Consider the following 16690-nt stretch of genomic DNA (forward strand, 5'->3'; position numbering starts at 1 on the left):
AAAAATTACGAGGTCTTAAATGGTATCTAAAAGTGTTGGTGTTATTGGTGCTGGTGCGTGGGGCTCTGGTCTTGCACAGGCAATTGCCCGTGGTGGACACAAGGTTCAGATGTGGGCGCGCGAACAGGATGTTGTTGACGGCATAAATAACAATCATGAAAATAAGCGCTATCTTCCGGGTTATCCGCTTTCTGAAAATATGACTGCTTCTTCTGATATAAAAGAAGTTGCCAGCGGAAAAGAATTTTTGATTCTTGCTTCTCCTTCGCTTTATCTTGCTTCTACTGCTAAGCAGCTGCTTGAAGTTGATGATATTAAACAGGGAAATGTTACTATCGGCGTAATTACAAAGGGATTTATTTCTTCTGCCGAAGGACCAAAACTTGTCCTTGAAACTTTGGAAAACGTTTTGCCTCCATGCTATAAAGGCCAGCTTGTTTATATTGCAGGACCTTCTCATGCGGAGGAAGTTGCAATGGGAAAACTTACAGGTTTGATTGCCGCTTCTGAAAATGCAAAAAATTCTATCCGTTTCCGCGAGCTTATGCATGTTCCTGGACTTATGGTTTATTCTTCGCTTGATGTTATTGGTGTTCAGATTTGTGCTGCCGCTAAGAACGTAATTGCGATTGTTTTTGGCGCATTGGATGCTATTGCTGAGCATTCGGATCAGTTTGGCGATAATACAGAATCTTTGCTTCTTGCTGCCGGACTTAACGAAATTCAGACTCTCGGCATGGCTATGGGAGCAACTCATCCAGAAACATTTACTTCTATTGCCGGTGTAGGCGACCTTGATGTAACTTGCCGCTCAAAATATGGACGCAACCGCCGCTTTGGTCAGGATATGATTAAAACAGACATGCTTGAAAAATTCAAAAATCTTGATGACCTTATTGCGCGCATTGGCGAAATCGGCTATTTGTCGGAAGGTGCTGTTGCCTGCAAATATGTGCACGAAATTGCTGCTAAGCTTGGCATTAAACTTTTGATTTGTGAGGGTCTTTATAAAATCCTCAATAAAGAAATTAAACCTGCTGACTTGATTAACAACCTTTTGACAACAGGAAAAATTGACTAAAATTTAAAAATTAGCAGATTGTTTACGGGAATAAAAAATGCTTGAAAAAATTACAAACACTTTCAGTAATATTGTCCGCACTGTGAGCGGAAAATCTACAATTACAGAAAAAAACATTGAAGACACAGTTGAACAGATTAAGATGGCTCTTCTTGAAGCCGATGTGAATCTTCGTGTTGTGCGTCGCTTTGTTAATGCAACGATTGAAGAGGCTAAAGGCGAAAAAGTTCTGCGCGCTGTAGATCCTGGACAGCAGTTTGTAAAAATTATATATGACCGCATTGTAAAAATGCTTGGCGACCAGAAAGTTGACTTGCAGTTAAAAGGTCCTGATACACAGTCTGTAATTCTTTTGCTTGGTCTTCAGGGTGCTGGTAAAACGACTGCGGCCCATAAACTTGCAGCCAGGCTTTTAAAAGAAGGCAGAAAGCCTGTTCTTGTAGCCTGTGACCTTGTTCGTCCTGCTGCTGTTGAACAGTTAAAGACTCTTGGCGAAAAGATTGGCGTAAGTGTTTATTTTGAGGATGGCGAAAAAAATGCCGTAAAAGTTGCAAAAAACGGTCTTTCGTTTGCAAAAAAGAATGGTTTTGATACGGTGATTGTCGATACTGCCGGTCGTCTTCAGATTGACGAAAGCATGATGGAGGAACTTGTTTCTGTAAAAAAAGCAGTTGACCCTCAGGAAGTGCTTTTGGTTGCAGATGCAATGACCGGTCAGAACGCAGTTGACATTGCCAAGAGTTTTGATGAGCAGCTTGGACTTACAGGCGTAATTCTTACAAAATTTGATTCCGACGCCCGTGGTGGTGCGGCTCTTTCTTTAAAAACAATCACTGGAAAACCGATTTTGTTTATCGGTACAGGCGAAAAAACTGATGATTTTGAACCTTTCCATCCGGACAGAATTGCAAGCCGTATTCTTGGCATGGGCGACATTGTAAGTCTGGTTGAAAAAGCCCAACAGACGGTTGATGAAGAGGAAGCAAAAAAACTTCAGGCAAAGCTTGCCCGCAATGAATTTACTTTGAATGATATGCTTGCCCAGTTTGAAAATGTCGGAAAAATGGGAAGCGTAAGTTCTCTGCTCGATATGATTCCTGGACTTGCTGGACAAATTGATGAAAGCAAGATTGATCTTTCTGGAATGAAAAAACAGAAGGCGATTATTCAGGCGATGACTCAAAAAGAGCGCAATAATCATTTGATTATTGGTCCGAGCCGCCGCAAGAGAATTGCTAAAGGAAGCGGAACAAGCGTGGCCGAAGTAAACAAACTCATAAAGCAGTTTGAAAAAACTAAGCTTACAATGAAAAAACTTACAAAAAACCGCGGAATGCAGGCAAAACTTATGCAGGGAATGGCTGGAATGGGCGGCGGTTTTCCTGGCGGATTTCCGGGATTTGGCCGTTAACCGGTGACTGAATATTCTGGGATAAATCCTAGCCTGGATTGAAGCCCCGAAGTTGCATTCTAGCGATTGAGCTTTGCGAAATTGCCGGAATGCAATGGAGCGAAGGCGGAAGGGCGGAAAGCCACTCGACTGTAAAAGTTTGCTCCATTTGTTTATTAAAATTTATGATTTTTATAATTTTTGTTTTAATTTCTGCCTTGTCTTTTTTTTATTTTGTTGCAATGCAGATTGCGTCTCCTGGAACTTTTTTGGGAACTTTTTTTAGTTTTTCTGTTGTCTGGCTTTTGTGCGCCGTTTTTTTTGCAGTTCTTGCTGTTTTGCAGAAAAAAAAGCTTTTAAGAACGATTTTTTTTAAGATAAAACGCAGCATAAAAATATTTTTGGGCATTTTTGTTTTTTTATGCGCCGTAATTTGCGGTGTAAACTTGTTTTTTATCTGTAATCCGAGGCTTTCTGATGGAAAAGAAAAAGTTCAGTACGTGATTTTGCTTGGCGGCGGAATTACAAAAGACGCAGAATTGACATTGTCCGTTCAAAACCGTGTGCGTGTGGCAGGTGAATACTTAAAAACCCAGCCTCAGGCGATTTCTGTTGTGACAGGCGGAAAAGGAAGATTTGCTCCCTGTCCGGAATCTGACGTTTTAAAACCTGCGCTTGAATCTTATGGAATTGAAGGAAAAAGGGTTCTGGCGGAAAATATGGCAAAAGATACGATTGAAAATTTTTTGTTTAGCGTAAAAATTCTTTCAGAACATGAAAATAAAACTGTTCAGGAAATTTTAAATGCGCCGGTTGCTGTTGTGACGAGCGATTTTCACCTTGCGAGGGCGGAACGGCTTGCAAAGAGAATCGGTTTTACGGATGTTTACGGAGTTGCTTCAAAGACGCCGGCACTTTTTGTTTTGAATTCTTATTCGCGTGAAATTTGTTCTTACATAAAATTGAATTTGCGGATTTTGTTTACAGGAAAACCTTCGCTTTTAAAATAAAATTCTGAAATATTTAAAATATAAAATATATATGGAAGATTTTGCTTTAAAATACCATAAAATCCTCTGCAAAGAGTTTCCTTCCTGGCTTTGTGGCTATGTTTGCCTACCGGTTTTGCAAAGACTAAAAGGCATTGGACTTTTGTGCGGAACTGACTGGACTGCGCTTTACAGAAATAGATTTTTTTACAGCCGTTTTGATCACAGTGTCGGAACAGCCCTTGTTGCCTGGAATTTTTCGCAGGATAAGAAGCAGACACTTGCGGCTCTTTTTCATGACATTGCGACAGGCGTTTTTAGCCACGTAAACGATTTTAGGAAGGGCGACGCCTTAAAACAGGAATTGAGTGAAAACGAAACTTTTAATATTCTTGCTGGCGACGAAAAACTTGCCGGGCTTTTAAAAAAAGACAGGATTGAACTTGAGGAAATTGCCGATTATCACATTTATCCTTTGTGCGACAACGAAATTCCGCGTTTGAGCGCAGACAGACTGGAGTATATGTTTCCTAGCAATATGGCCCTCGCGTTTTTGAACAACGGACACGTCTGGACTTTTGAAGAAACTGAAGAAATTTATAAAAATATCTGTGTGTTAAAAAACGAGAGCGGAAAAGATGAACTTGGATTTTCGGATTTAAAACTTGCGGAACTTTACACCGAAGGTTTTTGCGACTGCTCTTTGATTTTGCAGCACAACGAAAATAAGCTCGCGCTAAATATGCTTGGAAAAATCGTAAATCTTGCGATTGAAAAAAAACTGATAACTGAAAAAGATTGCATGTCTTTGAGCGAAAAAAAAGTGATTGAAATTTTTGATGAATATGCGGTTTTGAACGACGATTATCTTTCTTCGCTTATAAAAAAATGGCGGACAATGACGCAGATTGAACGGTTTTGTCAGGAGCCTGGACAAAATTATTACAGCGTAAATCTTGAAGTAAAAAAAAGATATATAGACCCTCTTGTAAAGCAATTTTCTGGAAAGGTTGAGCGGGTTTCGGAGGCAAGTTTTAGGGCGCAGAAAATGATTCAAAGCCTCTTGTGTTTTAAGGATAGCGAATACGGCGCTGTAAAACTGCTGTAAACGCAAGTCTACCGGCACAAGTGGTGATACTTGTGTTGAGGAGTTTGAAAATTTCCGCTAAACTAAAATGTATGGGTGGAAAAACTGAAACTTCTAAAATTGCAGAAAAAAAAGAAAAAAAAGAAAAAACTTCTGCTGTAGACAAAAAAACAGAAAAAACGACGGCTGTAAAGAAAACAGCTGCAAAAACTTCTGTAAAAGCAAAAAAGCCTGTTGCCGGAATTGACGAAAACGGAACTTTCAGAGCGTGGGACAACGCAAAAACAAAGGCTAAGCCTAAAAAAACTGAAGAAAAAACTCCTGCAAAACGTGGAATTAGTGCAGAACAGACAGCAAAAGCCCTTGCCGCTGCAAAGGCAATCGATCCGTCTTTAAAAACTAAAGGAAAAAAACTCGCGGCTTACGACGATTCGCAGATTAAGCACCTTGATGCTCTGGAGCATATTCGCCTGCGTTCAGGAATGTATATTGGACGGCTTGGCGATGGTTCAAACCAGAATGACGGAATTTACGTTCTCTTAAAAGAAGTTATCGATAACTCAATTGATGAATTTATTGTCGGTTTTGGAAATAGAATCGATATTCAAATTGTTGAAAACCGCGTAAAAGTCCGGGATTACGGACGTGGAATTCCTCTTGGAAAGGTTGTTGAATGTGTAAGCCAGATAAATACCGGTGCAAAGTACAATGACGATGTTTTTCAGTTTTCTGTCGGAATGAACGGCGTCGGCACAAAGGCTGTAAACGCTCTTTCTTCGTATTTTAAGGTAATTGCAATTCGCGACGGTTATGCTACAGAAGCTGTTTTTGAGCGCGGAAAGCTTGTTGCAGAAAAAAATACTGTAAAACTTTCAAAACCTGCAAAAAACGGAACTTATTTTGAATTTGTTCCAGATGAAGAAATTTTCGGCAAGTACAGCTTTAATATGGAATTTGTCGAAAAACGGCTCTGGAATTACGCTTATTTAAATACCGGTCTTACAATCAACTTTAATGGACAGGTTTTTACAAGCCAAAACGGACTTTTGGACCTTTTGCAGAAAGAACTCGAAGCCGATACGATTTATCCAATTGGTTCGTATACTGGCGCCCACCTTCAGTTTGCATTTACCCACACAAATGCTTATGGAGAAAATTATTTTTCTTTTGTAAACGGACAGTTTACGAGCGACGGTGGAACCCATCTGAGTGCATTTAAGGAAGGCTTTATAAAAGGAGTGAATGAGTTTTTCCAGGAAAATTACAAGTCTGAAGACATTCGCGAAGGAATTACGGCCGCCGTTCTTGTAAAAGTAAAGGATCCGATTTTTGAAAGTCAGACAAAAAATAAACTCGGAAATACTGACATAAGACAGTGGATTGTGAGCGAAGTTCAGTCTGGACTTGATGACTGGCTTCATAAAAATCCAAAGGCTGCGGAAATGCTTCAGAAAAAAATTGAAGCGAACGAAAAACTTCGTACAGAATTGAGCGCTGTAAAAAAAGAAGCGAAGGAAGCTGCCAAAAAGGTGAGCATTCGAATTCCTAAACTTGATGACTGCCGTTTTCATCTTGAAGATGGAACAAAAGGCGAAAATTCGATGATTTTTATTACCGAAGGAAATTCTGCTTCCGGCGTCATGACGCACAGCCGCGATGCAAATTCTCAGGCGATTTTTTCCCTGCGCGGAAAACCAGAAAATATGTACGGCAAAAAGCAGACTGATATTTACAAAAATGATGAGCTTTTTCAGCTTATGCGCGCTCTTGGAATCGAAAATTCTGTTGAAGATCTCCGTTATTCAAAAATCGTAATTGCAACCGATGCCGATAACGACGGATTTCATATCAGAAACCTTGTCCTTACTTTTTTCCTTGGTTATTTTGAAGAACTCGTTACAAGCGGCAGAGTTTGGATTTTGGAAACTCCTCTTTTCCGTGTCCGCACAAAAAAAGAAAATATTTATTGCTATAGCGAAGATGAACGCGACAAGGCTCAGAAAAAGCTTGGAAAAAATTGCGAAACCAGCCGTTTTAAGGGATTGGGAGAAATCAACCCGAGCGAATTCAGGCAGTTTATTGACCCTCAGACAATGCATTTGACGCCGGTCGAAGTTAGCCAGCTTAAGGTAATTCCTCAGTTGCTTGCTTTTTACATGGGCAAAAACACTCCCGAGCGCCGTTCTTTTATTGAACAGCACTTGCTTAGCAACGCCGAAATTGATGTATAGGAAAGAAAATGGCATTTGTAAAAAATCTATTCGACAAAAATTTTATTGAATATGCTTCGTATGTAATCCGTGACCGCGCGATTCCTGACCTTGAGGACGGATTAAAGCCTGTTCAGCGCAGAATTATGCACACTCTTTTTGAAGTTGATGACGGATATTTTCAAAAAGTAAGTTTTGTTGTTGGGCGAACGATGAAATATCATCCTCATGGCGATGCTTCAATTTACGGAGCGCTTGTAAATCTTGCAAATAAAGAAATTTTCATAGAAAAACAGGGAAACTTCGGAAATAAATTTACTGGCGACGGACCTTCTGCCGGCCGTTACATTGAATGCCGGATTCATCCTCTTGCAAAAGATTTTTTAGTCACAAACCCAAAAATTACTCACTATGTTCCAAATTACGATGGCCGCGACACCGAGCCGGAAGTTTATCGGGCAAAAATCCCTCTTACGCTGATAATGGGAGCGGAGGGAATTGCGGTCGGAATGAGCACAAAAATTCTGCCTTACAACCTGAAAGAAGTTTTAGATGCAGAAATTAAATGCTTAAAAGGTGAAAAATTCAAGATTTATCCAGACGCCGCAACAGGCGGTTTAATCGATGTTTCAAATTACAACGACGGAAACGGAAAAATTGTTACTCGTGCAAAGTTTGATACTAGCGATGACAAAAAAATCGTAATTACAGAGCTTCCAGTTGATACAAATGCAAAGGATTTGCTCCAGTCGATTGATAATGCATATCGTGCCGGAAAAATAAAAATCAGTTCGGTTGACAATTTTACGACCGACCATTGCTGTATTGAAATAAAACTTCCGCGTGGCGTTTATACAAAAGATGTAATCGACAGTCTTTACGCCTATACCGATTGCGAAAAAACAATTGCCTGTCAAATGCTCGTCATAAAGGACAACATGCCGGTTGCAATGACGGCAACACAGATAATTGAGTTTTATTCACAAAAACTTACGGGAATTATAAAGGACGAGCTTGAATTTGAACGCGGAACTTTAATGGACAAACTCCATATCCGCACTTTGGAGAGAATCTTTATTGAAGAAAGAATTTATAAAGCGATTGAAACAAAAAAAACTCAGGAAGATGTCGTAAAAGCGGTTTATAAAGGTTTTGAGCCGTTTAAGGCTGAGCTTGTGCGCGAAATCAGCGATGAGGATGTTGAACATTTGCTTCAAATTCCAATCAGAAGAATTTCGCTCTACGATATAAACAAAAACCGCGAAGAAGTTGCCGCAATCAATGCAAGGCTTAAAGAAATTGCAAAACTCTTAAAAAATCTTGTTGGCTGCGCAATCGATTATCTTGGTTCAATGCTTGAAAAGTTTAAAAAGCTTTCTCCTCAGATGTTGCACCGCAAAACGACAGTCACGAGTTTTTCTGCTGTTGACGTTAAGTCTGTCGCAAAGTCTGACCAGAGCTTGCGCTATGACGAAAAAGGCTATCTTGGAATCAATGTTTCCGGTGGCCAGGAAATTAAAAAAGTCTCGCCTTATGACCGAATTCTTGTAATGCGTAAAACAGGAATGTATTCGGTTTGCGACGTTCCTCAAAAAATGTTTGTTGACAGGGGAATGTGGTTTTGCGAAATTGCGGAAAAAGAAATCATAAACAAGGTTCTTTTTACGGTAATTTTCCGTGATCCAAAGACAAAATACTGTTTTATAAAAAGAACGAGAATTCCAAGCTGGATTTTAAACCGCGATTATTTTATCGCACCTGACGGAATGGAAGTTTTGCATGTTGATACCCGCGAAAAATTTACTTTTACACTGCATTACGAAAAAAAACCGCGTGTAAAAGTTTTGGAAGAAAGTTTTAAGGCACAAAATTTTGAAGAAAAAGGACTCAAAACCCTTGGCATTCGATTGTGTACAAAAGAAGTTGAATCCGTTAAAGTTGACGGTACGCAGATGGAGCTGTTTAAATAATTGAAAAACAAAGAACTTATTGTAAAATTCGCACCTGTTGCAAGAAAAAATTTAAATAAGACATTTTTTACGCTTTTTATAATCGTAATTCTCGAATCCTTGTGTTCGGCGCTTTTTGTCGGAACTTCGCTCCTGTTAAATTCAATGCAGAACTCCTTTGCCGTAACTTTTTTTAGTTACGCGCTTATGTTTTGCGGAGTTTTTTTCTGGTTTTTGATTTTAAGTGGTTTTGCCACAATGCTTCTGCGCATGGCAAGAGATGAATTTGTGACAATCGGTTTTTTGTTTTACGGATTCAGGCGATTTAAGCAGTTTGCTCCAGCAGCGTTTTTATATACTCTGCTTACGGGAATTTCTGCGGCTGTCGTTGCCGGAACTATGTATTTTATAACAAAGTCAAATCCAGATTTTATAGTAAATTTGCAGTCAAAATTTGGAGAAAACGCTTTTCTCTATCTTCTGATAGTTTTTTCATTTATATTGGTTTTTCTGTTGATCTTTCCTCAGGTTTTTCTTTTTTTCTTAAAATATGATAATCCGAACCGTTCTGTTTTTTCGCTCGCTTTTTTGAGTTCAAAACTTCTGTTTAAAAATATTTTTAAGTTTATCGGTTTTGTCTTTATTGCAGGCGGAAGAAATTTGATTCTTGCGGCATTTTATTTTGGAATAACCTTGTCTTTTTCCGCGGCACAGAAGGGCGGTGTAATTCAGTTTTTTTCACTGATTTTTGATTTTTTGTATTTTATAAATTTTTATAAGGCGCTTTCCTTAATGAGCCTTGCTGTTCCGTTTTTTTACGAAAATTTGCGTCAGCCGGCTGTGGAAATTCTTGTAAGCCTTAAAAAAAATGATGATGAAATTTTGCTGGAAAATAAAAATCCTGACAAAAATAATCCGGACGGCCAATAATTGAAAATTCCTGTAAAAACTTCGTCTGCCCAGCTTTTGATAAAAGGTTCCCGTTTTTTAGGAGAGACTTTTATTCTTGAAGAGCAGGGACAGGTTCGTTCAATTTTAAAATCTCAAAAACAAAAATATTCGGATTCGACACACGTTTGTCATGCTTTTGTTTTTGGAAAAAATGCGGAAATTATGGGAATGAGCGATGACGGAGAACCTGGAGGAACTGCCGGAAGACCTATGCTCGATGTTTTAAAAGGCAGCGGCTCGACAAATATTTTGGTAACTGTAACCAGATGGTTTGGCGGAACTTTGCTTGGAACGGGCGGTCTTGTTCATGCCTACAAAGATTGCACAAAGGCGGCTCTTGAAACTACTGTTTTTGAAGAACTTATTGAAAAGTCTGAATTTAGTTTTAGCGCGGATTATCAGTCTTATCAGGTTGTTAAGAAAATTCTGGAAGAATGGACTCTTTTTGATGTTGAAGAAAAGTTTGCAGAAGGCGTATCTGTAAATGGAAAAATTTCAAAAGCTGACGCAGAAAAACTAAAAAACAAACTTTTTGATGCAACAAACGGAAAAGTAAACGTGATTATTGTTTGACGCAATGCCGTTACAATTTTATAATAAGCGTTATATTTTTTTGTTTGCATTGCAAACTTTTTAAAAGGAGTGAAAAAAAATGAAAAAAGTTGCTTGTATAATGGCTGCAATTGCTGTTGCAGGACTTGCACTTACAGGTTGTTCAAAGAAGGCTGATTCTTCGGACAAGGTTATTAAAATCGGTATTATTCAGTTGGTTGAGCATCCTGCTCTCGACAAAGCATGCAAAGGTTTTGTTGATGCCCTTGCCGAAGCCGGATATGTAGATGGAAAAAACATTTCTATTGATATGCACAACGCACAGGGCGATCAGGGAAACTGCGTAACAATTGCAAATAAACTTGTAAACGATAAAGATGATTTGATTTTTGCAATTGCAACTCCAGCAGCTCAGGCTGTTGCTAATCTTACAAAAAATATTCCAATCCTTATTTCTGCTGTAACAGATCCAGAATCTGCTAAACTTGTAAAATCTAACGAAAAACCTGAAACAAACGTAACAGGTACTTCTGACCTTACACCAGTTGCTCAGCAGATTAAACTTCTTAAAAAAATTGTTCCGTCTGCAAAAAAAGTTGGACTTATGTACTGTTCAAGCGAGCAGAATTCAATTTTCCAGATTAACCTTGCAAAAGAAGCTTGCAAAGCTGAAGGACTTGAATTTGTTGAAGGTTCTGTTTCTAACTCGAACGAAATTCAGCAGGTTACACAGAGCCTTGTTGGAAAAGTTGATGCAATCTACGTTCCGACAGACAATATGCTTGCCGCAGGTATGGCAAACGTTGTAATGGTGGCAAATCAGGCAAAAATTCCGACAATCGTTGGAGAGGACGGAATGGTTCAGTCTGGCGGACTTTGTACTTACGGTGTAAACTACTACGAACTTGGAAAGCAGACTGGCGCAATGGCTGTTGAAATTCTTAAGAACGGCGCAAATCCTGCCGACATGCCAATTCAGTACCTTGAAAAATGCGACTTTTCTAAAAACGCAAATACTGAAAAAGCACTTGGACTTACTCTTCCAGAAAATCTGTAAAATATAGTTCCGGAATTGTTGTTTTTGGGCAATTCCCGGAAAACTTACGCCGGACACGCCGGGCTTTAGTCGTCTGCCTTGCAGACGATGAGCGCATAGCGAACCCAGAGTGGCCGGTTTTTACGTTATGTAAAATTTTTTAGAGTGATTGTAATCAATGCTCCGCCGTTCTTGCCGTTCGAGGCTATGATTTTTCCATTTAAACTTTTTATAATTGCCTGAGCAATGCTCAGTCCTAAGCCGCTTCCTCCTGCAGACCGGTTGTGGCTCGAATCTCCGCGGTAAAAGCGTTCAAACACGTGGGGAAGTACGTTTTCTTCAAAACCCGGGCCGTTGTCAAGAATCCCGATTGTTGTTTGATTTTCGGTTTGTGTGCATTTTAGTTCAATTAGCGGATTTTGCTTTATGAATTTATTGCTGTTTGAAATTATTGCGACAAAAACCTGATGTAAAAGCTCGCTGTCAGTGTATATTTCTTGAAGAGGTTTTTCTTCAAATTGAATTGTCATATCTTTGTTTATAGCCTTGAATTCTTCTTTTAAACGAAGAAACATTTTTTGAATGCTGACTTTTTCGGTTGCAGGTATAATTTTTCCGCTTTCAATCCTGCTCAGCTGCAAAAGATTTGAAATTATAGAATCCATTGAATGGGTTTCCTGAAGAATCGTGTTTAGGCTTTTTTCAAGCTGTTCGCTGTCGTTTTTTCCCCAGCGTCTTAGAAGATTTGCCTGTCCTAAAATTACGGCGACTGGAGTTTTTAGTTCGTGGCTTACGTTGCTTGTAAAACTGCGTTCGCGGTCAAAATCCGCCTTTAGCCGTTCAAAAAGGCTGTTGAATGTTTTTGCGAGGTTGTCGAGCTCATCTTTTTTTCCTGTTTCTGGAAGCCGCTGATTTAAATTTGTTGAACTGATTGTCGCCGCGGTTTTTGTTATTTTTACAACCGGATGCATTGTCTGCCGTATAAAAAATCTTGAAATGAAGAACGAGATTATTAAAAGCGGAATTGTTGCAACTGCGATTAAAGAAAACATTTCCCGGAAAAACCTGTGTCCTGCGCCGCCGTTTGTTTTTTGCGCGATTTGAACGGTAAATGTCGGACCGCCGGAAAATTTATATCTGGTTGTCATATAGATTATGCTTATCGGTTCAAAACCGGCCGCTTTTTTTGTTGAAAAACGTACGGGTTTTCCTTTTGTTTCCGGGAGTTTTCCGAAGATGCTGTTTTTTTGACGGAAAATTTCTCCTGATTCTGTGTCGTAAATCATGTATGAAACAAAAAATGGCAGTTCAGAAAGCTTGTGGTCTAAAAATTTAAAATTTCCGGTCGAAAGTGCCTGAACTATGTTTTCGCTCGTTCTCGTAAAACCTTTGTATTCTTGCTGGTGCGAAAACTGCCTTAAAAGCATAAAGAACAATAAAATTATTATAAAGACGGTTGCCGTTAAAATTGCAGAGAATTTAAGCGAGAGCCGGAAAACAACGGAATTTTTCATTTTTTATTCCACTTTGAGCATTTTATAGCCAATTCCGCGTATTGTTTTTATGTATTCTGCGCCGGCTGTCTGGTCGATTTTTGAGCGGAGATAGCCCACGTAAACATCGACTGTATTTTCGTCAATAAAATGTCCTTCGCCCCAAACCGAATCAAGAATTTGAGGGCGGGTCAGAACTTTTTCCTGATTTTCCATAAAAAATTTGAGCATTAAATATTCGGTTTTTGAAAGATTTAAGTCTGTGTCCGAAAGAGTTACTTTCATGCTGTCAGGAACGAGAATTAGCTTTCCGTTTTTTAGCTTGGAATTTTTTGAATTTGGAGCAATTGAACGGCGTAAAACCGCACTCATTCTTGCAAGAAGCTCTTCAATTTCAAAAGGCTTTGCAATGTAGTCGTCGGCTCCTGCGTTTAGACCGTTTACTTTGTCGTAAGTTTCTCCGCGGGCTGTTAAAATTATGACTGGAATGTTTGAACTTTTTCTGATTCGCCTTAAAACTTCAAGTCCGCTCAATTGAGGAAGCATAATGTCTAAAAGAATAAGATCCGGTTTTTCTTTTTCAAAATTTTCGAGTGCTGTGCGTCCGTCAAGTGCTGTGCAGGTAGTGTAACCTTCGTGTTTGAGCTCTGCGTTTACAAAGTCAGAAATCCCTGCATCATCTTCTACGATTAGAATTTTTTCCATAATTAAAAAAATAACCCTTTTTTTAGAAAACCGTTACAACTTTTCTTTTGAATGTGCAAGCCTTTTATCTTTGTACATATGTTTGTCTGCAATTTTTACGACTTCTTCATAGTCGCTGCTGTCTTGAGGACATCTTGCAAAACCTAAGCTTGCCGTAACCTGCATTCTTGCTGTTTCCAGGACAGTTTCGCGCTTTATGGATTCTTTCAGGCGCTCTATAACTGTTTTTACAAAATTTTCATCATGTTCGCCTGGCAAAATAATTGTAAACTCATCGCCTCCGAGCCTGAACGCGAGGTCGCCTTCTCGAATACAGTTTGAAATTTTTCGTGCGACGATTGTAAGAATTTTGTCTCCAGTGTCGTGTCCCAAATTGTCGTTTATCATCTTAAAATTGTTTAAATCAAGGTAGATAATCGTGTATGGCAATGCCAATTTTTGATATTGCTTTAAAAGTAAAGTAAATTTGCGGGCATTGTAGAGATCTGTAAGAGGATCCATAAATGTCAGTTTTTCAAGGTTTTCGTTTCTGTCTTTTGTTGTGACTAAGAATCCAATTAAAATCGAAATGATTACGCAGGTAAAAAAGAGTATTATGCTGATTATAAAGAGTCTTGAATGTGAATACCATCCGTTTTTTGGAACTACATAAAGCGCCCAGGAAGATTCTTTTACGTTGAATCTTGTTATTACAGGTTCGATTAACTCTTCGTCTGTGTTTGAAGAAAGTAAAACTTCTTTATCGTCATAAGGATCAAATTTGTAGAGTTTATAGCTGCAAGGCGGACTTGAATAGTTTAAGTAATTTAGCGTGTCCTGATCAAACAGGTCGTTTATTTTTATGTAAGCTGTACAAAAACCCCAGAATTCTCCCTGGATTTTTTTTGTTCTAAGAAAGACTGGATCTTGAAGAATGAGAATGGGTTCGTTCTTGTCGAAAAAGTAAGGCCCTGACAAATAGGATTTTCGGTTAATTTCTGCAAAATAGGAAAATTTTTTTGTGTACGGAGAATTGTATAAATCAGGAATAATCTTGTCTTCTGGCATTTGCGGAAAAAACTGGCTTTGTTTTCCTTTTGGCGCCAGTTGAATGCATATTATAGAAGGGGTTTGAGGAATAAAGGCTGGAATAATATTTTCAAAACCGTTTACGTCTCCGTTGGTTGCCATTATCATTCCTTCGATATTTTCGTTTATGGGAAGAGCCTTGTCCAGTGAGAAAGTGAATAATGTCGCGGCGGTTTTACTTATTAGTTCACACTGCTGGTGCAGGTGAGTGATTTTTGTATTATGAGCGTATGAAACTATAAAAAATGCAGAAACCACTAAGAGAGTAAATGTTACTTTTACCGGAAAAATTATTTTTCCTTCCTTAATCAGAAACATACAATGTTATTTTAAAACGAAAATGGTGTTTTTTCCATTGTTTTTACTAAAATTATTGTTTTTTTGCCTTGCAAGGCTTTGTTTAAAAGTTATAATGAATAATTATGAATATTATAAGCATCTTTATGGCTATGCAGGGTGCCGTTGCCCAGGGCGTTTTATGGGGCGTTATGACTTTGGGTGTTTACCTTACTTTTAGGGTTTTAAACATTGCAGATATGACATGTGATGGTACTTTTGCTCTTGGCGGTTCAGTATGTGCCGTTATGGTAATGAATAATTTTAATCCGTATTTTGCACTTTTGGTCGCATTTTTTCTTGGACTTTTGGCTGGCGGTATAACAGGTTTTCTTCACACAAAATTGAAAATCCAGGAACTCCTTGCAGGAATTCTCTCAATGACAGCTTTGTATTCTGTTAATATCAGAATTATGGGACGTTCAAATACACCTTTGCTCGGCGCAGAAACTGTAATGAGCCGTATTCAAAATTTCTTTAACGGAATGACGCCAAATATGGCTTCTCTTCTTTCTGGTCTTTTGTTCTGTACTGTACTGATTCTTGTTCTTTACTGGTTCTGTGGAACGGAAATAGGTTCTGCTCTTCGTGCTACCGGAAATAACGGCAACATGGTTCGTGCCATGGGCGTTGATACCGACAAGATGAAGATTTTGGGACTTATGCTTTCTAACGGACTTATTGCCTTGAGCGGCGGTCTTGTTGCCCAGTCTCAGGGGTACGGTGATGTTGGAATGGGAACAGGAACTTTGGTTATCGGTCTTGCTTCTATCGTCCTTGGAGAAGCGATTTTTGGCTGGTTTTCTAAAAAATTGCCGTTCTGGTTTACTCTTATCTCTGTAGTTTTGGGTTCAATTGTCTACAGAATTGTAATTGCTGTTGTTCTTCAGCTTGGATTAAAATCGAGCGATTTAAAACTTTTGACTTCCATCATCATCACGATTGCGCTTGCAATTCCAATCATAAAGCAGCAGAGTGTAAAATTTTCTGGAAGATTGCATAACAGGCAGGGAGCATAAAATGCTTAAAATTACAAATGTAACAAAAACTTTTAACCCGGGCACAATTACAGAAAAAAAAGCTCTTCTGGGAATTGACCTTACGCTTGAAGACGGCGATTTTGTGACTGTAATCGGTGGAAATGGAGCAGGAAAATCAACTCTCTTAAACCTGATTGCCGGAGTTCATTCTTGCGATACAGGAAAGATCGAACTGAATGGAATTAACATGACAAATATGCCTGAATACCGCCGCGCAAAATATCTGGGACGCGTTTTTCAGGATCCGATGCTTGGCACTGCCGCAAATATGGAAATTGAAGAAAACCTTGCAATGGCTTTTAGACGTGGAAAGACACGTTCTCTTGCATGGGGAATTAAAAATTCTGAACGCAACCTTTATTACGAAAAACTTGAGCTTTTAGGACTTGGTCTTGAAAAACGTATGCACAGCAAGGTCGGCCTTCTTTCCGGCGGTCAAAGACAGGCTCTTACTCTCTTGATGTCAACTTTGCAAAAGCCGGATTTGCTCCTTTTGGACGAGCATACTGCTGCTCTTGATCCAAAAACTGCTTCCCGCGTTCTTGAACTGACTAAAAAATTTATCGAAGAAGATCATTTGACTGCGTTTATGGTTACACACAACATGATGCATGCGATTGAATACGGAAACCGCCTCATTATGATGATGAACGGAAAAATTGTTTACGACGTTCGTGGTGAAGAAAAAAAGAACCTTAAGGTTGACGACCTGCTTGCAAAATTCGGTGCTGCCGGAGAAATGAACGACAGGATGATGCTTGAAAGCAAAGCCTTCTAAAATTTAATGCGGACAAAATTGAAGT

General features: G+C 39.0%; 14 protein-coding genes. 11 read left to right on the plus strand and 3 right to left on the minus strand.

The annotated features are described in order from the left end of the window. Positions 1–19: 19 nt before the first annotated feature. The 9 genes from B5D47_RS02540 to B5D47_RS02580 all read left to right on the plus strand — a co-directional run bounded on the left by B5D47_RS02540 (position 20) and on the right by B5D47_RS02580 (position 11266). Positions 20–1081: an NAD(P)H-dependent glycerol-3-phosphate dehydrogenase gene (locus tag B5D47_RS02540; protein WP_078930256.1), complete on the plus strand. Its 1062-nt coding sequence runs from the start codon at positions 20–22 to the stop codon at positions 1079–1081. Between the two features lie 37 nt (positions 1082–1118). Then, positions 1119–2492 carry a signal recognition particle protein gene (ffh, locus tag B5D47_RS02545; protein ID WP_078930257.1) on the plus strand — a complete coding sequence of 458 codons (1374 nt, stop codon included), beginning with the start codon at positions 1119–1121 and terminating at the stop codon, positions 2490–2492. A 38-nt stretch (positions 2493–2530) separates the two neighbouring features. Next, complete coding sequence (locus B5D47_RS02550) at positions 2531–3481, plus strand: YdcF family protein (RefSeq protein ID WP_143592588.1); 951 nt, start codon at positions 2531–2533, stop codon at positions 3479–3481. A 31-nt stretch (positions 3482–3512) separates the two neighbouring features. After that, on the plus strand, positions 3513–4568 hold the full coding sequence (locus B5D47_RS02555) for an HD domain-containing protein (RefSeq protein WP_078930259.1): 1056 nt from the start codon (positions 3513–3515) through the stop codon (positions 4566–4568). Between the two features lie 71 nt (positions 4569–4639). Continuing rightward, entirely contained in the window at positions 4640–6778 is a 2139-nt protein-coding gene (locus B5D47_RS02560) for a toprim domain-containing protein (RefSeq protein ID WP_078930260.1), read from the plus strand. 8 nt (positions 6779–6786) lie between these two features. After that, on the plus strand, positions 6787–8727 hold the full coding sequence (locus B5D47_RS02565) for a DNA topoisomerase IV subunit A (RefSeq protein ID WP_078930261.1): 1941 nt from the start codon (positions 6787–6789) through the stop codon (positions 8725–8727). Continuing rightward, positions 8728–9636, plus strand: coding sequence for a hypothetical protein (locus B5D47_RS02570; RefSeq protein ID WP_078930262.1), 909 nt, complete (start codon positions 8728–8730; stop codon positions 9634–9636). It abuts the gene before it with no gap. Then, positions 9637–10230, plus strand: a complete 594-nt coding sequence (locus B5D47_RS02575) for an IMPACT family protein (RefSeq protein WP_078930263.1) — start codon at positions 9637–9639, stop codon at positions 10228–10230. Positions 10231–10309: 79 nt separating this feature from the next. Continuing rightward, on the plus strand, positions 10310–11266 hold the full coding sequence (locus B5D47_RS02580; RefSeq protein WP_078930264.1) for an ABC transporter substrate-binding protein: 957 nt from the start codon (positions 10310–10312) through the stop codon (positions 11264–11266). A 125-nt stretch (positions 11267–11391) separates the two neighbouring features. Here B5D47_RS02580 and B5D47_RS02585 read toward each other — a convergent pair whose 3' ends face one another. From B5D47_RS02585 to B5D47_RS02595, 3 genes are read right to left on the minus strand one after another with little or no spacing between them, the layout of a single operon-like run. Then, positions 11392–12759: a sensor histidine kinase gene (locus B5D47_RS02585; RefSeq protein ID WP_078930265.1), complete on the minus strand. Its 1368-nt coding sequence runs from the start codon at positions 12757–12759 to the stop codon at positions 11392–11394. A gap of 3 nt (positions 12760–12762) precedes the next feature. Further along, positions 12763–13443 (minus strand): response regulator, encoded by a 681-nt coding sequence (locus tag B5D47_RS02590; protein WP_078930266.1) that lies wholly within the window; start codon positions 13441–13443, stop codon positions 12763–12765. Positions 13444–13476: 33 nt separating this feature from the next. Further along, positions 13477–14829 (minus strand): sensor domain-containing diguanylate cyclase, encoded by a 1353-nt coding sequence (locus B5D47_RS02595; RefSeq protein ID WP_078930267.1) that lies wholly within the window; start codon positions 14827–14829, stop codon positions 13477–13479. A gap of 104 nt (positions 14830–14933) precedes the next feature. On the opposite strand from B5D47_RS02595, the gene B5D47_RS02600 reads away from it, so the two are divergent. Together B5D47_RS02600 and B5D47_RS02605 are read left to right on the plus strand one after the other, a co-directional pair. Further along, positions 14934–15866 (plus strand): ABC transporter permease, encoded by a 933-nt coding sequence (locus tag B5D47_RS02600; protein ID WP_234969878.1) that lies wholly within the window; start codon positions 14934–14936, stop codon positions 15864–15866. A 1-nt stretch (position 15867) separates the two neighbouring features. After that, on the plus strand, positions 15868–16665 hold the full coding sequence (locus tag B5D47_RS02605; protein ID WP_078930268.1) for an ABC transporter ATP-binding protein: 798 nt from the start codon (positions 15868–15870) through the stop codon (positions 16663–16665). Positions 16666–16690: the final 25 nt, after the last annotated feature.

Source organism: Treponema berlinense, from assembly GCF_900167025.1.
Classification (GTDB): domain Bacteria; phylum Spirochaetota; class Spirochaetia; order Treponematales; family Treponemataceae; genus Treponema_D; species Treponema_D berlinense.